Source organism: Azospirillum baldaniorum, assembly GCF_003119195.2.
Classification (GTDB): Bacteria; Pseudomonadota; Alphaproteobacteria; order Azospirillales; family Azospirillaceae; genus Azospirillum; species Azospirillum baldaniorum.
Map to the genome: position 1 here is coordinate 346,373 of NZ_CP022262.1, position 17,995 is coordinate 364,367.

17 protein-coding genes are annotated in these 17,995 nt (G+C 69.5%); 10 read left to right on the forward strand and 7 right to left on the reverse strand.

Going from position 1 to position 17,995, the window contains the following annotated elements; translation table 11 throughout:
* Window positions 1-11: 11 nt before the first annotated feature.
* Together flhB and Sp245p_RS33045 are read left to right on the forward strand one after the other, a co-directional pair.
* Window positions 12-1,112: a flagellar biosynthesis protein FlhB gene (gene flhB / locus Sp245p_RS33040; protein WP_014199659.1), complete on the forward strand. Its 1,101-nt coding sequence runs from the start codon at window positions 12-14 to the stop codon at window positions 1,110-1,112.
* Window positions 1,113-1,226: 114 nt separating this feature from the next.
* Complete coding sequence (locus tag Sp245p_RS33045) at window positions 1,227-1,766, forward strand: hypothetical protein (RefSeq protein WP_014199660.1); 540 nt, start codon at window positions 1,227-1,229, stop codon at window positions 1,764-1,766.
* A 30-nt stretch (window positions 1,767-1,796) separates the two neighbouring features.
* On the opposite strand, the gene Sp245p_RS33050 is transcribed toward Sp245p_RS33045, so the two are convergent.
* Window positions 1,797-2,225 (reverse strand): Lrp/AsnC family transcriptional regulator, encoded by a 429-nt coding sequence (locus Sp245p_RS33050; RefSeq protein WP_014199661.1) that lies wholly within the window; start codon window positions 2,223-2,225, stop codon window positions 1,797-1,799.
* Window positions 2,226-2,357: 132 nt separating this feature from the next.
* On the opposite strand from Sp245p_RS33050, the gene Sp245p_RS33055 reads away from it, so the two are divergent.
* Window positions 2,358-3,485 carry a saccharopine dehydrogenase family protein gene (locus Sp245p_RS33055; protein ID WP_014199662.1) on the forward strand — a complete coding sequence of 376 codons (1,128 nt, stop codon included), beginning with the start codon at window positions 2,358-2,360 and terminating at the stop codon, window positions 3,483-3,485.
* Between the two features lie 30 nt (window positions 3,486-3,515).
* Here the strand turns inward: Sp245p_RS33055 and Sp245p_RS33060 are convergent, their stop codons facing one another.
* Window positions 3,516-5,270: a thiamine pyrophosphate-dependent enzyme gene (locus tag Sp245p_RS33060; RefSeq protein WP_014199663.1), complete on the reverse strand. Its 1,755-nt coding sequence runs from the start codon at window positions 5,268-5,270 to the stop codon at window positions 3,516-3,518.
* 303 nt (window positions 5,271-5,573) lie between these two features.
* On the opposite strand from Sp245p_RS33060, the gene Sp245p_RS33065 reads away from it, so the two are divergent.
* The 4 genes from Sp245p_RS33065 to Sp245p_RS33080 all read left to right on the forward strand — a co-directional run bounded on the left by Sp245p_RS33065 (window position 5,574) and on the right by Sp245p_RS33080 (window position 7,704).
* Window positions 5,574-6,500, forward strand: coding sequence for a PDR/VanB family oxidoreductase (locus Sp245p_RS33065; RefSeq protein ID WP_014199664.1), 927 nt, complete (start codon window positions 5,574-5,576; stop codon window positions 6,498-6,500).
* Window positions 6,501-6,528: 28 nt separating this feature from the next.
* A complete protein-coding gene (locus Sp245p_RS33070; protein ID WP_014199665.1) occupies window positions 6,529-6,954 on the forward strand; it encodes a PAS domain-containing protein in 426 nt (141 codons plus the stop codon).
* Between the two features lie 99 nt (window positions 6,955-7,053).
* Complete coding sequence (locus Sp245p_RS33075; protein WP_014199666.1) at window positions 7,054-7,383, forward strand: hypothetical protein; 330 nt, start codon at window positions 7,054-7,056, stop codon at window positions 7,381-7,383.
* Window positions 7,384-7,530: 147 nt separating this feature from the next.
* Window positions 7,531-7,704 carry a DUF1328 domain-containing protein gene (locus tag Sp245p_RS33080; protein WP_014199667.1) on the forward strand — a complete coding sequence of 58 codons (174 nt, stop codon included), beginning with the start codon at window positions 7,531-7,533 and terminating at the stop codon, window positions 7,702-7,704.
* 3 nt (window positions 7,705-7,707) lie between these two features.
* Here the strand turns inward: Sp245p_RS33080 and Sp245p_RS33085 are convergent, their stop codons facing one another.
* Both Sp245p_RS33085 and Sp245p_RS33090 read right to left on the reverse strand, forming a co-directional pair.
* The gene (locus Sp245p_RS33085) at window positions 7,708-8,913 is read right to left on the reverse strand and encodes a S41 family peptidase (RefSeq protein WP_014199668.1); all 1,206 of its coding nucleotides are present in this window, start codon (window positions 8,911-8,913) and stop codon (window positions 7,708-7,710) included.
* Window positions 8,914-8,999: 86 nt separating this feature from the next.
* Window positions 9,000-9,932: a LysR family transcriptional regulator gene (locus tag Sp245p_RS33090; protein ID WP_014199669.1), complete on the reverse strand. Its 933-nt coding sequence runs from the start codon at window positions 9,930-9,932 to the stop codon at window positions 9,000-9,002.
* A 103-nt stretch (window positions 9,933-10,035) separates the two neighbouring features.
* On the opposite strand from Sp245p_RS33090, the gene Sp245p_RS33095 reads away from it, so the two are divergent.
* Window positions 10,036-10,800 carry an SDR family NAD(P)-dependent oxidoreductase gene (locus Sp245p_RS33095; RefSeq protein ID WP_014199670.1) on the forward strand — a complete coding sequence of 255 codons (765 nt, stop codon included), beginning with the start codon at window positions 10,036-10,038 and terminating at the stop codon, window positions 10,798-10,800.
* Between the two features lie 56 nt (window positions 10,801-10,856).
* On the opposite strand, the gene Sp245p_RS33100 is transcribed toward Sp245p_RS33095, so the two are convergent.
* The 3 genes from Sp245p_RS33100 to Sp245p_RS33110 all read right to left on the reverse strand — a co-directional run bounded on the left by Sp245p_RS33100 (window position 10,857) and on the right by Sp245p_RS33110 (window position 14,311).
* Entirely contained in the window at window positions 10,857-11,504 is a 648-nt protein-coding gene (locus Sp245p_RS33100) for a DUF47 domain-containing protein (RefSeq protein ID WP_014199671.1), read from the reverse strand.
* 140 nt (window positions 11,505-11,644) lie between these two features.
* Entirely contained in the window at window positions 11,645-13,849 is a 2,205-nt protein-coding gene (locus tag Sp245p_RS33105; RefSeq protein WP_109139294.1) for a xanthine dehydrogenase family protein molybdopterin-binding subunit, read from the reverse strand.
* A 3-nt stretch (window positions 13,850-13,852) separates the two neighbouring features.
* On the reverse strand, window positions 13,853-14,311 hold the full coding sequence (locus Sp245p_RS33110; RefSeq protein WP_014199673.1) for a (2Fe-2S)-binding protein: 459 nt from the start codon (window positions 14,309-14,311) through the stop codon (window positions 13,853-13,855).
* A gap of 277 nt (window positions 14,312-14,588) precedes the next feature.
* On the opposite strand from Sp245p_RS33110, the gene Sp245p_RS33115 reads away from it, so the two are divergent.
* The gene (locus Sp245p_RS33115) at window positions 14,589-15,482 is read left to right on the forward strand and encodes a LysR family transcriptional regulator (protein WP_014199674.1); all 894 of its coding nucleotides are present in this window, start codon (window positions 14,589-14,591) and stop codon (window positions 15,480-15,482) included.
* A gap of 127 nt (window positions 15,483-15,609) precedes the next feature.
* Complete coding sequence (locus Sp245p_RS33120) at window positions 15,610-17,994, forward strand: bifunctional diguanylate cyclase/phosphodiesterase (RefSeq protein ID WP_014199675.1); 2,385 nt, start codon at window positions 15,610-15,612, stop codon at window positions 17,992-17,994.
* The last annotated feature ends 1 nt before the right edge of the window (window position 17,995 follow it).

The following is a 17,995-nucleotide window of genomic DNA, read 5'->3' on the forward strand; positions in this document are numbered from 1 at the left end:
AGGAGGCGGCGATGTCCGACAACACCCAGGACGAGGAACAGAAAACCGAGGAGCCGACCGAGAAGCGTCTGCGCGAGGCGATGGAGAAGGGCGACGTCCCCCGCGCCCGCGACGTCGGTCTGGCCGCCACCATGGCGGCGGCCTGGCTGATCGCCGCGGCGGGCGGGCCGCTCGCCGCCTCGCGCATCGCCGAGGTGCTGCTGCCGCTGATCGAGAATCCGAACGACATCCGGCTCGACGGCGGTCCCTACGACGTGATGAACAGCCTGCGCTGGCTGATCGGCGGGGTGGCGGTGGCGATGCTACCGGTGCTGGGCCTGCTGGTCGGCGGGGCGGTGGTGTCGGCGGTGGGGCAAGGGCCGCTGCTCGCCGCCAGCGACCGCATCCGGCCCAAGCTGTCGCACCTGTCGCCGCTCAGCGGCTGGCGGCGCATCTTCGCGCGCCACGCGCTGGTCGAATTCGTGAAGAGTCTCGTGAAACTGGCGATCATCGCCTGCGCCGTCTGGTTCGCCGTGGCGCCCTACATCGATTGGACGGAGGGGATCGTGGGCATGGACGTTGCGGCGCTTCCCGACCTGCTGCGGGACCTGACCCTGCGGCTGCTGCTGGCCGTCCTTCTAGCGACGGTGGTGATGGCCGCCGTGGACGTGCTGTGGAACCGGCTGGAATGGCGGCGCCGCCTGCGCATGACCTTCCAGGAGTTGAAGGACGAGTTCAAGCAGACCGAGGGCGATCCGCACCTGAAGGCGAAGCTGCGCGAGATCCGGCGCGACCGCTCGAAGCGCCGCATGATGGCGAACGTGCCGCGCGCCACGGTGGTCATTGCCAACCCGACCCACTTTGCGGTGGCGCTGGAGTATGACCGCGCCAAGATGCCGGCGCCGGTCTGCCTCGCCAAGGGGGCCGACCTCGTGGCGCTGCGCATCCGCGCGGTGGCCGAGGAGAACGGGGTCCCGGTGATCGAGAACCCGCCGCTGGCCCGCGCCCTCTACGCCGCGTCGGAGGTCGACGCGGTGATCCCGCTCCAGCATTACCAGGCGGTGGCCGAGGTGATGATGTATGTGCTGCGCCTGAAGAACGGCGGGGCCGCGCAGCCGGCGCAACGGGCGTGACGGGGCGGGCCTGATCGGGCGAACGCCGGATGGATTGGAAGTCCGCTTAATGTCTTCTCAACGGGTTTGGCGGTAGACGAAAGGAATCCTCCCCTTCCGCGGCGCATCACGGCAATGAGCGACGGCGACGACCTGTTCGAGATGTACCGCTCCGACCGCGCCGCCTCCGGCGCGCTGAAGGGGGAGGCGCTGGCCGCCGCGCTGGCCGACAACGTGCGGCGCAGCTTCGCCGAGATGGACCGGCTGATCCCGGAGGTGACCCAGGCGCTCGCCCAGGCCCGCTACACGCTGCGCCTCGCCCCCGCGGTGGTGGACCGCAGCGCCTACGTCCAGCACGACCGCTCGTCCGAGAGCTTCCGTGATTACCTGCGCCTGTGGAGCCACCGCCGCGCCGAGGCGGGCAGCGGCGGGATGCATTGGGAAGCGAAGATCCTGGTCACCGACAGCCGCCGCCGCACGGCGGAACTCGGGCTCGGCGTCGCCGTCGAATGGCCGACCGCGGACCGTGCGGCCGATTGCGCCTTCGTGGAGTTCTGGACGACCGGCCAGGGGGTGAACCTGCCCTCCGAGGGCCGCAACTTCCAGCGCGCCCTGGTCGCCTGCCTGCGGCGGCTGGAAGAGGCGGGGGAAATCACGCCCGCCGGGAAGCGCTGACCGCGGCATTCGGGCGGCCATCACCTCCCCTCACCGCTCGAACTTCGTCGCCATGATGATCGACGAGGTCGTGCGCTCGATGCCGTCGATGGCGCCGATGCGGTCGATCAGCGCGTCCATCTCCTCCATGGTTCCAGTCCGCACCACAGCGATCAGGTCGTGCGCGCCGCTGATGGCGTGGAGCGCCCGCACCTCCGGAATCCGCTTCAGCGCCTGGACCACGGCGGCGGTCAGCTTGGGCGACAGGTTGAGGGAGACGTGGGCGCGGATCATCCGGCGCGCCGTTTCGTCTGACAGCCGCACCGTGTAGCCGGCGATCACCCCACGCTCCTCCAGCCGCTGGATGCGGCTCTGCACCGTGCTGCGCGACACCCGCAGGCGGCGGGCCAGCGCGGCGGTGGGCTCCCGCGCGTTGTCCTGAAGCGCGTCGAGAAGCTGCTGATCCAGCTCGTCCATCATATCGCCGGCCTTTCCGTCAATCTGCCGAGCATAGTCGGGCGTTTCGGCACCCTGCACCCTGCACATCGACAGGCCGTCCGGTCAAGATTGCGCCATAACGACGCAAACCAAAGAAGCAGGGGGTACGGGACGATGCGCGACATTCTTCTGATGGGCGGCGGCAAGATCGGCGAGACCATCGGCGACTTCCTGAAGGCCACGGGCGATTACCGGGTGACCGTCGCCGACCGTTCGGCGGAGGCGCTGGAGCGGCTGCCGACGCACCCGCGGATGGAGACGCGCGTGGTGGACGCCGCCGACCCGGCCGAACTCGCCGAGGCCATGCGCGGCAAGTTCGCGGTGCTGAGCGCGCTGCCCTACCACCTGACGGTCGGCGTGGCGGAGGCGGCGCGGGACGCCGGCACCCACTACCTCGACCTGACCGAGGACGTGGCGAGCACGCGGCGCGTCAAGGAGCTGGCCGACGGCGCGCCCTGCGCCTTCATCCCGCAATGCGGGCTGGCGCCGGGCTTCATCTCCATCGTCGCCAACGACGTGGCCTCGCGCTTCGACACGCTGGACACGGTGCGGATGCGCGTCGGCGCGCTGCCGAAGTACCCGTCCAACGCCCTGAACTACAACCTGACCTGGAGCACCGAGGGCGTCATCAACGAGTATCTGGAGCCCTGCGAGGCCATCGTCGAAGGCCGCCTCGTCTCCGTGCCGCCGCTGGAGGAGCGCGAGGAGTTCTCCCTCGACGGCGTGCTGTACGAGGCGTTCAACACCTCGGGCGGGCTGGGCACGCTGTGCGAGACGCTGGCGGGCAAGGTGCGGACGCTGAATTACCGCTCCGTCCGCTATCCGGGGCACCGCGACCTGATGAAGGCGCTGCTGCATGACCTGCGGCTGGGCAGCCGGCGGGAGCTGCTGAAGGACATCCTGGAACACTCGATTCCGGCAACGCTCCAGGACGTCGTGCTGATCTTCGTGACGGTGACCGGGACGAAGCGGGGGCGGCTGCTCCAGGAAACCTACGCCAACAAGATCTACGGGCGGGAGATCGGCGGCACCTTCTACAACGGCATCCAGATCACCACCGCGTCGGGCATGTGCGCCGTGCTCGACCTGCTGGCCGACGGCACGCTGCCGCAGCGGGGTTTCGTGAAGCAGGAGGAGGTGCGCTACGCCGACTTCATCGCCAACCGCTTCGGGCGCAACTACGCGATGACCGACGCGGCACCCCAGCAAGGCGCTCAGCAGGGGGTGGGGCGCGCCGCCTGAGCGGGCGCCTCACCCCCACCGGGCCGCGTCTTAGATCACCTCGCGGGCGCGGCCCTTGAAGACGGTGGCGGCGATCTTCAGGGCGTCGGGGGTGCCGCGGGCCAGCGCCTCGGTGAAGTGCAGCGCCTGCTTGGCCTGGACCTTCGGCGGCATCGGCGGCTCGTTGGTGTCGACGAGGCAGTCGACCACCACCGGCCCCGGATGGGCCAGCGCGGCGTCCAGCGTGGCGCCGCAGTCCTTCGGATCGGTGATGGTGAAACCCCGGCCGCCGCAGGCCTCCGCCACCTTGGCGAAGTCGATGGGCTGGAGGTCGCAGACATACTCGGGGTTGCCAAGCATGGCGATCTGCTCCCACTTGATCTGGCCGAGCGAGTTGTTGTTGCTGATGATGACCTTGATCGGCAGCTTGTACTTCACCGCCGTGGCGAAGTCGGCCATCAGCATGGAAAAGCCGCCGTCCCCGACATAGGCGACCACCTGCCGTCCGGGATGGGCGAGCTGCGCCGCGATGGCGTAGGGGACGCCCGGCGCCATGGTGGCGAGATTGCCGGACAGGGAGTGCATCTGGCCGCGCCGCGCCGGGATCTGCCGCGCCCACCAGGTGGCGATGGTGCCGCTGTCGCAGGCGACGATGGCCGTGTCGGACAGGCGCTTGCCCAGCTCCCACGCGACGACCTGCGGCTTCATCGGCAGGTCGGGGCGGGTGCCGCGCTCCTCCATCAGCTTCATCCACTCCGCCTTGCCCGCCTGCGCCGTCTTCAGGAAGGAGCGGTCCTCGTGCCGCCGCACCCGCTCGGTCAGGATGTCCAGCGCCAGCCCGCAATCGCCGACCAGCCCAGCCTCCACTGGGTAGCGCAGGCCGATGCGCGCCGCGTCGATGTCGATCTGGATGGCGCGGGCCTGCCCCGGCTTCGGGTAATACTCGATGTAGGGGAAGGTCGAGCCAGCGATCAGCAGCGTGTCGCAGGTCTCCAGCGCCTCCTGCGAGGGGGCGGTGCCGAGCAGGCCGACCTGACCGGTGGTGAAGGGGCTGTCGTCCGGCACCGCGGCCTTGCCCAGCAGCGCCTTGACGATCACCGCGCCCAGCTTGTCGGCCAGCCGTTCGAGCTGGTCGGTCGCCTTCAGCGCGCCCTGCCCGGCCAGGATGACGACGCGCTTGCCGGCGTCGAGGATTTCCACGGCGCGGCGGGTCTGCGCCTCCGACGGGACGGGAAGCTGGGGGGCGAACAGGGCGGTGTTGTGGCCCTTCACGTTGCGCGGCGCCCGCATGTCGGCGCCGATGCCCTGCTCCTGCAAATCGACGGGGATGGTGATGTGTGACACGCCGCGGTGGGCGAGCGCGGTGCGGCAGGCCAGATTGGCGATGTTGCGGACATGCGCCGCCCCCATGACGCGCTGGTTGTAGAGCGCGACGTCCTGGAACACCTTGTCCAGCTCCACGTCCTGCTGGGTGTAGGTGCCGACGAGGTCGTGGTATTGCAGCCCGGTGATCGCCAGCACCGGCTGGTGGTCCAGCTTGGCGTCGTAGAGACCGTTCAGCAGATGCAGCCCGCCGGGGCCGGAGGTGGCGATGCACACGCCCAGCCGCCCGGTGAACTTGGCGTAGCCGCAGGCGGCAAAGGCCGCCGCCTCCTCGTGACGGACCTGGATGAAGCGGATCTCGTCCTGGCGGCGGCGCAACGCTTCGACGATGCCGTTGATGCCGTCGCCGGGCATGCCGAAGATCGTGTCCACACCCCAGTCCACCAGAACATCCACCAGGATGTCGGAAGCCGTGCTCGCCATGAGGGAGTCTCCGTCGCAAACGGTCGTGATGAAGTCGCTCGATCCATCGGCAACCGAGCGGAGCCGGGACGGTTCCCCGAACGGTGGAACGTTCTTAGCCCTTGACCTCAAGTTAAGTTGAGGTTTTAGAGTGACGCTTAATGTATCTGGCATGCCAGCGATGCCCCGTTCAGTCCGGGCGTCCAAAGGCAGGCCGGAGTGCAGGATGGAGTGCAGGATGGAGCAACCACCGGGGCGGGCGAAAGAATGACGACAACCGGTCTAAGGGAGAATGCGCAGCGGTCGGCGGCGACGACGCGGTCGATGCGCGTCCATCATATGGCGCGCGTCACACCGCAAGTGCTGCTGGTGGAGCTTCGCGACCCGGACGGCGAGGAGCTGCCGCCCTACGAGCCGGGCGCGCACATCGACGTGCATCTGCCGGACGGGGCGGTGCGCTCCTACTCATTGTGCGGCGACCCGGCGGATCGCTCCGCCTATCGGATCGCCGTTTTGAATCTGCCGGGCGGGCGGGGATCGCGCTTCATCCATGGGGAATTGCGGCTCGGCACCACAGTGACCATCAGTCCCCCCCGGAACAACTTCCGCTTCGACGCCGCCCAGCGCTACCGGTTCATCGCCGGGGGTATCGGCATCACGCCTCTGCTGCCGATGATCCGCGAGGCGTCGCGCCGGGGAGCGGACTGGGTCCTGCATTACTGCGTGCGCAGCGCGGCCGAGGCGCCATTCCTCGCCGAGCTTCGCGATCTGGCCAACGGCGAGGTGGTGGTCCACGCCGCGGACGAAGGCCGGCGGCTGGCGGTTGCCGACCTGCTCGCGGCGACGCCTGACGATGCCCTCGTCTACTGCTGCGGCCCGCAGCGCTTGATGGACGCGGTCGCGGATGCGGCGCGGCCGTCGCAGGACGTGCGCTTCGAATGGTTCACGCCGCGCGCGGATGCGGGGCGTGACGCGGCGCCGGACGATCGCTTCGAGGTCGTCTGCGCCCGCTCCGGCGTGACCGTCGCGGTGAAGGAGGGGGTGAGCGTGCTCGACGCGCTCGACGCCGCCGGCGTCGCGGTCGACTCCTCGTGCGAGCAGGGCATCTGCGGCACCTGCGAGACGGCGGTGCTGGAGGGGGAGCCCGACCATCGCGACAGCGTCCTGTCCGACGCCGAACGCGCCGCCGGAAAGACGATGATGATCTGCGTGTCGCGCGCCCGCAGCGCACGCCTGGTTCTGGACATTTGACCGAAACACAGGGACGAGGGGGGAACTCATGACCGAGAACGATCTGCAACGGCTGGGGCTGGCGCTGCTGAACAGCCCGGCCGAGGCCATCGCCTATTCCGACCGGGACGGCATCATCCGCTTTTGGAACGCGGGGGCGGAGCGCGTGTTCGGCTTCACCGCCGACGAGGCGCTCGGCCAGTCGCTGGACATCATCATTCCGGACCGTCAACGCCAACGCCATTGGGACGGCTACGATCAGGTGATGAAGACGGGCGAGAGCCGTTACGGCAGCGGCGACCTGCTGTCTGTGCCGGCGACGCGCAAGGACGGAACCCGCATCTCGGTCGAGTTCACCATCGTGCCGCTGAAGGACGCCGACGGGGCGATGCTCGGGATGGCGGCGGTCATGCGCGACGTCACCGCGCGGTTCGACGAACTGAAGGCCCTGCGCCGCCAGGCCGCCGGACGCTGAAACGCCCATGGGTGTCCGGGGTTTCGAAATCGGAACCCTCCCGGACCGGGCCCGTTGAGAAGGGCTGTACCTTCAAGACCTCAGCGTAGGGAGTGCGTCATGCGCAATCTGATGATCGCGGCGTCGGCCGCGATGCTTCTGGCCGCCTGTTCGGGCATGGACGGCGGCGGAACGGGCAGCAGCGGGATGAACAGCGGCGGCCCCGGCAGCGGCCTGACGGGCGGCGGCACGTCCGGCAGCCAGGGCGTGGACGAGCCCAACGTCAACCCGAACGGGACCAGTTCCAGCCCCGGCCCCTATAACGGCGGTTCTTACGGCGGGTCGGGCGTGAGCGAGCCGCAAAGCCGCACGCGGTCGCCCAACGAGTCCGGCATGGACCAGGGCATGACGCGCCAATCCCTGCCGAACCGCTCCGGCACCGGGTGGTAACCCGCAACGGCACGGCCATCCCGCGGAATTCCGGACTCGGGCGAATAGGGGGAGCCTGACCGGCCTGCGCTGGAACCTGCGGCGGTCCGCGAGGTTCCTACCCTGCCGGACGTGCCGGCTGGGTTTCAGAACGCGCAGGAGCGGTCCATGCTGAAATGGGCGTTGATCTTTTTCGTGGTGTCTCTGGTCGCTGGCGCGCTCGGCTTCACCAACGTGTCGTCGGCCACCGCGGGAGTCGCGAAGATCCTCTTCGGGATCGCGCTGATCATCTTCCTGGTCTTCCTCGTGCTCGCCCTGCTGGCCGGCGAGGTGATCTTCTGATCCTCAGCGGGACCGGAGAATGGACAGCGCGCGGGCGAAGGCCTGATCGTTGGCCGCGTTGGGGATGCCGTTGGACGGCGGGGCGGATTGCCCGTCCTCCGCGGCCGGCTCCGCGATGGTCTCGTCGGGCTGGATGCCGATCTGGTGAATGGACTGGCCCGACGGCGTGTAGTAGCGCGCCGTGGTCAGCTTCAGCGCCCCGCTGTCGAAGGGGATGACGCTCTGGATGATCCCCTTGCCGAAGGTCGTCGTGCCGATCACCGTGGCGCGCCGGTGGTCCTTGAGCGCCCCGGTCAGGATCTCCGCGGCCGAGGCGGATTTCGCGTTCACCAGCACCACCAGCGGCAGGCCGTCCGTCTCGTCGCCGGGGGTGGCGGTGTAGGTCTTGTCCGCCCCGCGCCCGGGACCGCGGGCGGTCAGAATCGTTCCCTTGTCGAGGAAGGCGTCGGCGACGCGGACGCTCGCCTGCACCAGCCCGCCGGGATTGTCGCGCACATCGATGATGAAGCCGCCGATGTCCGGCCCGATCCGCTCGCGCAGTGAGCGGATGGCCGTGCTGACCCCGGTGGCGGTCTGGCGGTCGAAGCGGGTGATGCGGATGTAGCCCACCGTCCCGACGGCGGCCAGCCGGACCGAGGGGATGCGCAGCTTGCCGCGGACCACGCTGACCTCGAAGGGGTCCGGCGTCCCGGCGCGCAGGACGGTCAGAGACACCGCCGCCCCTTCCGGCCCGCTCAGCATCTGCTTGACGGTCGCCAGCTCCGCCCCGCCCACCGGCTGCTGGTCCACCGCAAGGATCACGTCGCCGGAGCGCAGCCCGGCGGCCTCCGCGGGGGACTCGGGAACGGTTTCGGCGATGCGGACTCGGGTGCCGTGGGCCTCGTAGCGGATGCCCAGCCCGGCGAAGGCGCCGTCGTTCGACGCCTGCAACTGGCGGTATTCACCGTCGTCGAGATAAGCGGAGTAGCGGTCCCGCCCGGCCATCGCCTTGATGGCGATGTCCACCAACTCGCGGTCGGTCAGCGGTTCGACATACTGGCCGCGGATGGTGCGCAGCGCCCGCAGGAAGCGGTCGACCTCTTCCGCCTCCGTGCTGTGGCCATAGGGGGTGGAGTCGCCCGCGGCCTGTGCGCTCCGTCCGGTGGTCATGCCCCCCGGGATCGCGAGGAAGGCGCAAAGGGCGGCGGCGGTGACGAGGCGCAGCTTCACGGCGGCAATCTCTCGGGATCGGAGCGGCGATGCTTCGAAATTAGCCGTGAATTGGTTTATGTACCGTTAACCATAACCGGGGCGTGTTAGTCTTCGCCCAGGCCGACGGACCGCCGCCACGCCGGCTCCGACAGGCGCTCGACCAGGAAGTCGGCCAGGACCCCGACCTTCGCCGGGCGTGTGCGGGCTGACGGCGTGACGAAGTAGAGCCCGCCTTTCGGCAGCGACCAGTCGGTCAGGATGGCGGTCAGTCGCCCGTCCGCCACATGCTCCGCGGCCATGAACTCCGGCAGTTCGGCGATCGCCAACCCCTCCAGCAGCATCGGCACCAGGGCGTCGGCGTTGGTCACGCGCAGCGGGCCGGACGGAGTCACGCTCTCCTCCTCGCCGGCGCCGTTGGTGAAGTGCCAGATGTCCTGGCGCCGCCGGTACGCGTAGCCCAGGCAATGATGGTCCTTCAGGTCACGCGGATGCCGGGGCAGGCCGTGGCGGGCGATGTAGGCGGGGGCGGCAAGGACGACGGGAGCGATGGGGCACAGCCGCCGGGCCACCAGCGAGCTGTCCGGCAGCACGGCGATCCGCAGCGCTGCGTCGAAACCTTCGCCCACCAGATCGACGGTCGCGTCGCTCAGATGCAGGTCGATGGAAATCTCCGGATAGAGACGGAAGAAGTCCGGCAGCAGGGGCGCCACCCAGCGCAACCCGAACGACATCGGCACCGCCAGACGGATCAGACCGCGCGGGCGGCTGGACAGTTCGCGCGCCGCGTTCTCGACCGCCTCCGCCTCGTCGTAAAGGCGCATCGCGCGCTCGGCCAGGGAATGGCCGAAATCGGTCAAGGCCAGCCGGCGCGAGGTGCGGTTGAACAGCCGTCCGCCCAACCGCTCCTCCAGCCGACCGACCGCGCGCGATACCGTGGCGACCGACACCCCCATGGCGCGGGCCGCACCGGCGAAGGAGCGCTCCTCCACCACCTTGGCGAACATCGCCAGCCCTTCGAAATCCGGCAGCTTCGACATCGCCAATCCTGCAACGATGGTTTTCAGCCGTTTCTATTTCGATGTGTGCCTGCCGTCGATAGCTTTGTCTCCAGCGAACAACCCAGTCCCAAGGAGACTTCCGATGTCACGCAAGCTCGACGGCAAGATCGCCCTCGTCACCGGCGCCACCAGCGGCATCGGCCTCGCCGCGGCCAAGCGCTTCGCCGCCGAAGGTGCGGCCGTCTACCTCACCGGCCGCCGCCAATCCGAACTGGAGGCCGCGGTCACGGCGATCCGGGACGCCGGCGGCACGGCGACGGGGGTGCAGGCCGACTCCTCCAATCTGGCCGATCTCGACCGGCTCTATGCCCGGATCGAGAGCGAGGCGGGCCGTCTCGACGTGCTGTACGCCAACGCTGGCGGCGGCGGCATGCTGCCGCTGGGCGCCATCACCGAGGAGCAGTACGAGGACACGTTCAACCGCAATGTGAAGGGCGTGCTGTTCACCGTGCAGAAGGCCCTGCCGCTGCTCGGCCGGGGCGCGTCGGTGATCCTCGCCGGGTCCACCGCCGGCAGCATGGGCACGGCGGCCTTCAGCGTCTACAGCGCCAGCAAGGCGGCGGTCCGCAACTTCGCCCGCAGCTGGATCCTGGACCTGAAGGACCGCGGCATCCGCGTCAACACGCTCAGCCCCGGCCCGATCCGCACGCCGGGTCTGGTCGGTTTGGCCGGTCCGGACGCGGCGCAGCAGGAAGGCTTGGTGGATTATCTGGCGGCACAGGTGCCGCTGGGCCGCGTCGGCGATCCCGACGAAATCGCCAAGGCCGCCGTCTTCCTGGCGTCCGACGACAGCAGCTTCGTCAACGGCGTGGAACTGTTCGCCGACGGCGGCATGGCCCAGGTTTGAGCCAGGGTGCGGGGGGAGCGGCTTTCGCTCCCCCCGCCCGTGGGCGAGAACCGCCCTTACGCCTGATCCAGGGTGATGCCTTCGATGAGGTCGCCCACGTCGTCGCAGCGGTCGGTGACGGCTTCCAGCAGCTCGTAGACCTCGCGGCGGCCCAGGAAGTCGATCATCTCCGGACGCTCGGCGATCAGGGACTTCATGGCGTCGCGCAGGATCTCGTCGGCCTCGTCCTCCAGGTCGGAGATCTGGCCGCAGATGTGCAGGATGCGGTCGGCGTGGACGGAGATTTTGGTCAGCAGCGGCATGACCTCGGACAGCAGGGCCGCTTGGCGGCGGCCGATCGCCGCCATGCGCATCATCCGGTCGTCGAAGGTCTCGATGCCGTAGAGCGCGGCGAGGCGCGGCACCTCGTCCATCAGGTCGATGCAATCATCCAGCGCGTTGATCAGCGCCTGGATCTCCGACCGGTCGAAGGGGGTGATGAAGGCGCGGTGCAACCCGCGCCCGGCGTCCTTGGCGACGCGGTCGGCGTCCTTCTCGATCCGCTTCAGCGTCGCGGTGCGGTCGGCGCGCTCCTCCGGACCGGCCTGCATGACGGCTTCCAGGGCGGCGGAGGCGTCGACGATGTGCCGGGCCTGCTCGATGAATTGCTCAATGACCCGCTCTTCCTTCGGCATCATGGAGCGGATGGCGCGCAGCAGCAGCATGGAAACGGTTCTCTCGGTCGGTTCTGCCGTTTCCTCTTAACGCCGGGCGTCATGAATTTGCAGCAAAAACGTCATACGGGCAGGACAGGGCAGACAGGCCGGGGGAGAAACGCCCCGGCCTGCCGTGTCCTGTGCCGTCCTTACACCATGCCGGAGCGGGTGAAGGGCAGGTGATGCAGCCGCTTGCCGGTGGCGGCGAAGACGGCGTTGGCGACCGCCGGGGCCGCGGTCGGCACGCCGGGTTCGCCGACGCCGGTCGGACGGGCCGTGGAGGGGAGGATGTGAACCTCGATCGGCGGCATCTCCGAGTTGCGGAGCGGCTGGTAGGCGTCGAAGTTGCTCTGATCCACCAGCCCGCCGGTCAGCGTGATCTCGTCGCGCAGCGCGTGGCCGATGGCCCAGCCGGTGCCGCCGGAGACCTGAGCCTCGACGATGTTGGGGTTCACGACCTGCCCGCAATCCACCGCGCAGACCACGCGGTCGATGGTCACGCGGCCCTGCTCGTCCACGGAAACCTCGGCGACGTGGGCGACGAAGCTGCTGAAGCTCTCATGCACGGCGATGCCGCGGCCCTTGCCCTTGGGCAGCGGCTGGCCCCAGCCGGCCTTCTCGGCCGCCAGCTTCAGCACGCCCTGGAGGCGCGGGTGGTCCTTCAGCATCTCCAGCCGGAAGGCCACCGGGTCCTTGCCCGCCGCCGCGGCCAGCTCGTCGATCATCACCTCCTTGGCGTAGGCGGTGTGGGTGTGGCCGACCGAGCGCCACCACAGGGTGGTCACCGGCGACGGCGGGGAATGCAGGTCGACGTGCAGGTTCGGCACGGTGTAGGCCATGTCCGAGGACCCCTCGACCGAGGTCGCGTCCACGCCGTTCTTGACCATGAAGCCTTCGAACAGGGTGCCGATCATGAAGCTCTGCCCGACGATGCTCTGCCGCCACGCCACCAGCGTGCCGGAGGCGTCCAGGCCGGCCTTCACCTTGTGCAGGAACAGCGGGCGGTAGCGGCCGCCGCGGATGTCGTCCTCGCGCGTCCACACCAGATGGACCGGCGCTTTGCCGCCATAGGCCTTGGCGATGGTCACCGCCTCCGCGATGTAGTCGGCGTCCGGCGTGGCGCGGCGGCCGAAGCTGCCGCCCGCCCAGACGGTGTTGATGACCACCTGCTCCGGCTTGCAGCCGAGGATGCCGGCGGCGACCTTCTGCTCCACCCCCTGGAACTGGGAGCCGGCCCAGATGGTGCAGCCGCCGTCCGGAGTCAGCTCCACGGTCGCGTTCAGCGGCTCCATCGGGGCGTGGGCGAGGTAGGGGAAGACGAACTCCGCCTCCACCACCTTGGCGGCACCGGCCAGGGCCTTCGCCGCGTCGCCGGTGTCGGTGGCGACGTTGCCCGGCTGGTCGGCCAGCTTGCGGTAGTCGGCGAGCATCTCCTCGGTGCCGCGCATCTCCGCCTTGGCGTCGTCCCACTCCACCGTCAGCGCCTCGCGGCCCTTCATGGCGGCCCAGGTGTTCCTGGCGACGACCGCGACGCCCATCGGCAGGGTCAGCACCTCCAGGACACCCGGCACCTGCTTGGCTGCGGCGGCGTCCACCGACTTCACCGTGCCGCCGAAGCGGGGGGAGCGGGCGAGAACCGCCGTCACCTGGCCGGGGCGGCGGATGTCCATGGCGAAGATCGCCGTGCCATCGGTCTTGGACACATGGTCCAGCCGGTGCAGCGACGGGTTGCCGATGAGTTTGTAGTCCTTGGCGTCCTTAAGCGCGACGTTCTGCGGGACGGGCAGCTTCGCCGCGTCCTCCGCCAGCTCGCCGAAGCGGGCGCTGCGGTTGGAGGCGGCGTGGCGGACGACGCCCTGTTCCACCGTGACGGACGAGGCCGGGACCGACCAGCGCGCCGCGGCGGTGGCGACCAGCATGGCGCGGGCGGCGGCGCCGGCCATGCGCAGCTCGTCCCAGCTGTTGGCGACGGCGGTGGAGCCGCCGGTGCCCTGGATGCCGAAGAAGTGGTTGGCGTAGAGCGCGCCGTCCGCCGGGGCGAAGGCGCCGCGCATCTGCGCCCAGTCGGCGTCAAGCTCCTCCGCGACGATAGTGGTCAGGCCGGTCATGATGCCCTGGCCCTTGTCCAGATGCTTGACCAGCACGGTGACCGTGTCGTCGGCGGCGATGCGGATGAAGGCCTGCGGGCGCGGGTCCGCCGGGCCGACGACCTTGGGGGCGGCGGCCTCGCTGGCGAACCCCGTCCGGGGCAGCATGGCGCCGAGAACCAGGGCGCCGCCGGCCCCTTTCAGGAAGCCGCGGCGCGAGGGTGCTGCGACGTCCGCCGCCGCCTGCTTGATGAGCTGGTTCAGCATGGCTCAGGCCCCCATCGCCTTGGCGGCGTCCTTGATGGCCGCGCGGATGCGCGGGTAGGTGGCACAGCGGCAGACGTTGCCGTCCATCGCCGCGTCGATGTCGTCGTCCGTGGGGTTGCGGTTGTCGGTCAGCAGCGCCACGGCGCTCATGATCTGGCCGGACTGGCAGTAGCCGCACTGCACGACGTCCAGCTTCTGCCAGGCGGCCTGGACGGCCTGGGCGACCGTGCCGGACACACCCTCGATGGTGGTGATCTTGGTGCCGGCTGCGGATTCCGCCGGGGTCTGGCAGGCGCGGATCGGCGTGCCGTCCATATGGACGGTGCAGGCGCCGCACTGGGCGATGCCGCAGCCGAACTTGGTGCCGGTCAGGTTCAGCTCGTCCCGCAGGACCCACAGAAGCGGCATGTCGCCGGGCACGTCGACGTCCCGGTCCTGCCCGTTGATGTTCAAACGAATCATCGGATGATCCCTGTCTCTCGACTCTGCCTGTCGGGTATTATGGTGCGGGCCTTCGGCGGGCAATTCCTGCGTGAATCCCAGCCACGAAAAGACCGTGTGCAGTGTGGTCGCGTCCGGCGGGTTCGGCAAACAACCCAGCGTGGGAGTCGGTCTTCCGTTGAAGCGCACGACCTGTCCGTTTGTTCGGCCCGCAAACGTGACCACGATCATCCTAACCGCTTCGCTGCGAGCCGAATAGCCGGTACAATCCGCTTGAGCTTATGAATTTGGTGCATGAATGAACCGGAACGACCTCAGCGATTTGGCGGCCTTCGCCGTCGTGGCGGAGGAGGGGAGCTTCACGCGGGCGGCGGCCCGGCTGGGCATGTCCCAATCCGCGCTCAGCCACGCCATGAAGGCGCTGGAGGACCGGCTGGGCCTGCGCCTGCTGGCCCGCACGACCCGCAGCGTGTCCACGACGGAAGCCGGACTGCGGCTGCTCCGCACGCTGCGGCCAGCGCTGGACGACATCGCCGCCGGGCTGGCGGCGGTGGGGGAACTGCGCGAGAAGCCCGCCGGCACGCTGCGCATCACCACTGGCAAGCACGCCGCCGTCCGGGTGCTGTGGCCCGTGCTGTCGCGCTTCCTCGCCGACTATCCGGAGGTGCAGGTGGAGTTGTCCATCGACAGCAGCTTGACCGACATCGTGGCCAGCCGCTTCGACGCCGGGGTCCGGCTGGGCGAGCAACTCGAAAAGGACATGATCGCGGTGCGCATCGGCCCGGACATCCGGGCGGCCATCGTCGGGGCGCCCTCCTACTTCGCGCAGCGTCCGGTGCCTTGCGCCCCGCAGGATCTGGCCGGGCACGATTGCATCAACTACCGCTTCACCACGTCCGGCGCCGTCTATGTCTGGGAGTTCGAGGAGGACGGCCATCCGGTGAACGTCCGGGTGTCGGGATCGCTGGTGTCCAACGACATGGACGTCATCATGGCCGCCGTTCTGGACGGGAGGGGGCTGGCCTACATCTTCGAGGACGAGGTGGCGGAGCACGTCGCCGCCGGACGGCTGGTCCGCGTGCTGGACGACTGGTGCACACCGTTTCCCGGCTATTACCTCTACTACCCCAGCCGCCGGCAGATCCCCCCGGCCCTGGCCGCCCTGGTCGACGCGCTGCGCTATCGACTGTAGCAACCGTGCAACTTACGCATGCCGATTCCGCGCTCCGGATGGATCCGAAAAAGGATTATTAACGTACCAAAAGATTAAGGTAATCGGATCAAGCGGCGTCGAGCCGCCGGAACGGGATGAACGCCGGATGATGCGTGTGTATGCCTGCATAACCCAGCAGCACGATCTGTGGCTCGTGCTGCTGGCGGGGGCGGTCTGTGGATTCGGTGCCTGGGTGTCCCTGAACCTTGCCCGCCGCGCCGCGGCGGCGGTGGGACGGGCGCGCCGGGGCTGGCTGGCCGGTGCCGCGACGGCGACCGGCGGCGGCGTGTGGGCGACCCATTTCATCGCCATGCTGGCGTTCCAGACGAGCCTGCCCACGGGCTACGACGTCGGCCTGACGGTCCTGTCGAGCCTGATCGCCATCGGCGGCGCCGCGGTGGGCATCCGCCACGCCATCGGCGGCGGGCGGCTGGCCGCCCCGCTGGGCGGCGCCATCGCCGGGGCCGCGGCGACGGCGATGCACTTCACCGGCATGGCGGCGCTCCAGGTGCCGGCCAACCTGCATTATGATCCGATTTACGTTGCTGTGGCGCTGGGCCTGGGCGTCCTGCTCGCCGGGGCGGGCTTCACCGCCGCCCTGCGGATCGGATCGCTGAAGGGGCTGGCGGCGGGGGCGGCCCTGCTGGCGCTGGGCATCTGCGGGCTGCATTTCACCGGCATGGCCGGCGTCACGCTGATCCCCGATCCGCTGCACGACATGTCCGACCAGATCATGGAGCCGGGCCTGCTGGCGGTCGCCATCGCGGTGACGGCCACGGTGGTGATGGCTCTGGGCCTCGCCGGGGCCATCGTCGACCAGCGGCTGGCCGCCAGGACGGCGCACGAGGCGGCGCGGCTGCGGGCCAGCGAGGAGCGGTTCCGCCAGCTCGCTGACGCCACCACGGAAGGCATCGTGATCCACCGCGACGGCGTGGTTCTCGACGTCAACCGTGCCATGGCGGAGCTGCTGGGCAAGCCGCAGGCGCAGTTCATCGGCCAGTCCATGCTGCGCTTCGTGGTGCAGAACCGCCGCTCCGACATTGAGCGCAAGCTGGCCCAACCGACCTCCGAGCGGGTGGAGCTGGACCTGCTGCACGACGACGGCACCTTGGTGATGGTCGAGGCGCACGGACAGGACATCACGCACGAGGGCCGTCCCGCCCGCGTGGTCGCCGTGCGCGACATCCGCGAGCGCAAGCGGGCGGAGGAGCGCATCCGCCATATGGCCCATCACGACCTGCTGACCGGCCTGCCGAACCGCTCCCTGTTCCTCGACCGGCTGAACGGCGCGCTGGCCAGCGCGGGGCGGGCGCGCACCGGGGTGGCGGTGCTTTATCTGGATCTCGACCGCTTCAAGGCGGTGAACGACCTGCTGGGCCACCCGGCGGGCGACCGGCTGCTGCAGGAGATGGCGCGCCGCATGCTGGAGGCGGTGCCCAGCCACGACACCGTGGCGCGGCTGAGCGGCGACGAGTTCGCCGTGCTGCACCGCATCGCCCAGCCCGGCGAGGCGCTGGCCCTGGCCGACCGGCTGGTGAAGGCGCTGGGCGCCCCGGCCGAGCTGGACGGCCAGCGGATGGTGGTCGGGACGAGCGTCGGCATCGCCCTGTTCCCGCAGGACGGCAGCAGCGCGGAAGCGCTGCTCCAGCACGCCGACACCGCCCTCTACCGCGCCAAGTCGGAGGGGCGGGGCACCTTCCGCTTCTTCGAGGCGGCGATGGACGAGCGGCTGCAGGCCCGCCGCGGCCTGGAGCGCGACCTGCGTCAGGCGCTGAGCGACGGCGCGCTCAGCGTCCATTACCAGCCGCTGGAGGATTGCCGGACGCACCGCATCCTGGGCTTCGAGGCGCTGGTGCGCTGGAATCATCCGGAGCGCGGCATGATCCCCCCGTCGGAGTTCGTGCCGCTGGCCGAGGAGAGCGGGCTGGTCATGCAGCTCGGCGAGTTCGTGCTGCGCACCGCCTGCCGGGACGCCCGGAACTGGCCGGACCCGGTCAAGGTGGCGGTGAACCTGTCGCCGATCCAGTTCCGCCACTCCGACCTCCCGGCCACGATTCTCGGCATCCTGGAGGAGGAGGGGCTGCCGCCGCACCGGCTGGAGATCGAGGTGACCGAGGGGGTGATGATCGACGACACCGAACGCGCCCTGGCGGCGCTGACCGCCCTGAAGGCCGCGGGGGTGCGCATCGCCCTGGACGATTTCGGCACAGGCTATTCCAGCCTCAGCTACCTTCAGAAATTCACCTTCGACAAGCTGAAGATCGACCGATCCTTCGTCCAGCTGATGGCGGAGAACCGCGAGTCCCTGTCGATCATCCGCACCATCCTGGCCCTCGCGAAGAGCCTGGACATTGCGGTCACGGCGGAGGGTGTGGAGACGGAGGAGCAGCGGACCCTGTTGAAGAACGAGTCCTGCAACCAGCTCCAGGGCTATCTGATCGGGCGCCCGGTTCCGGCGTGCGAGCTGGCACGCTTCTACGAGCCGGCGTGAG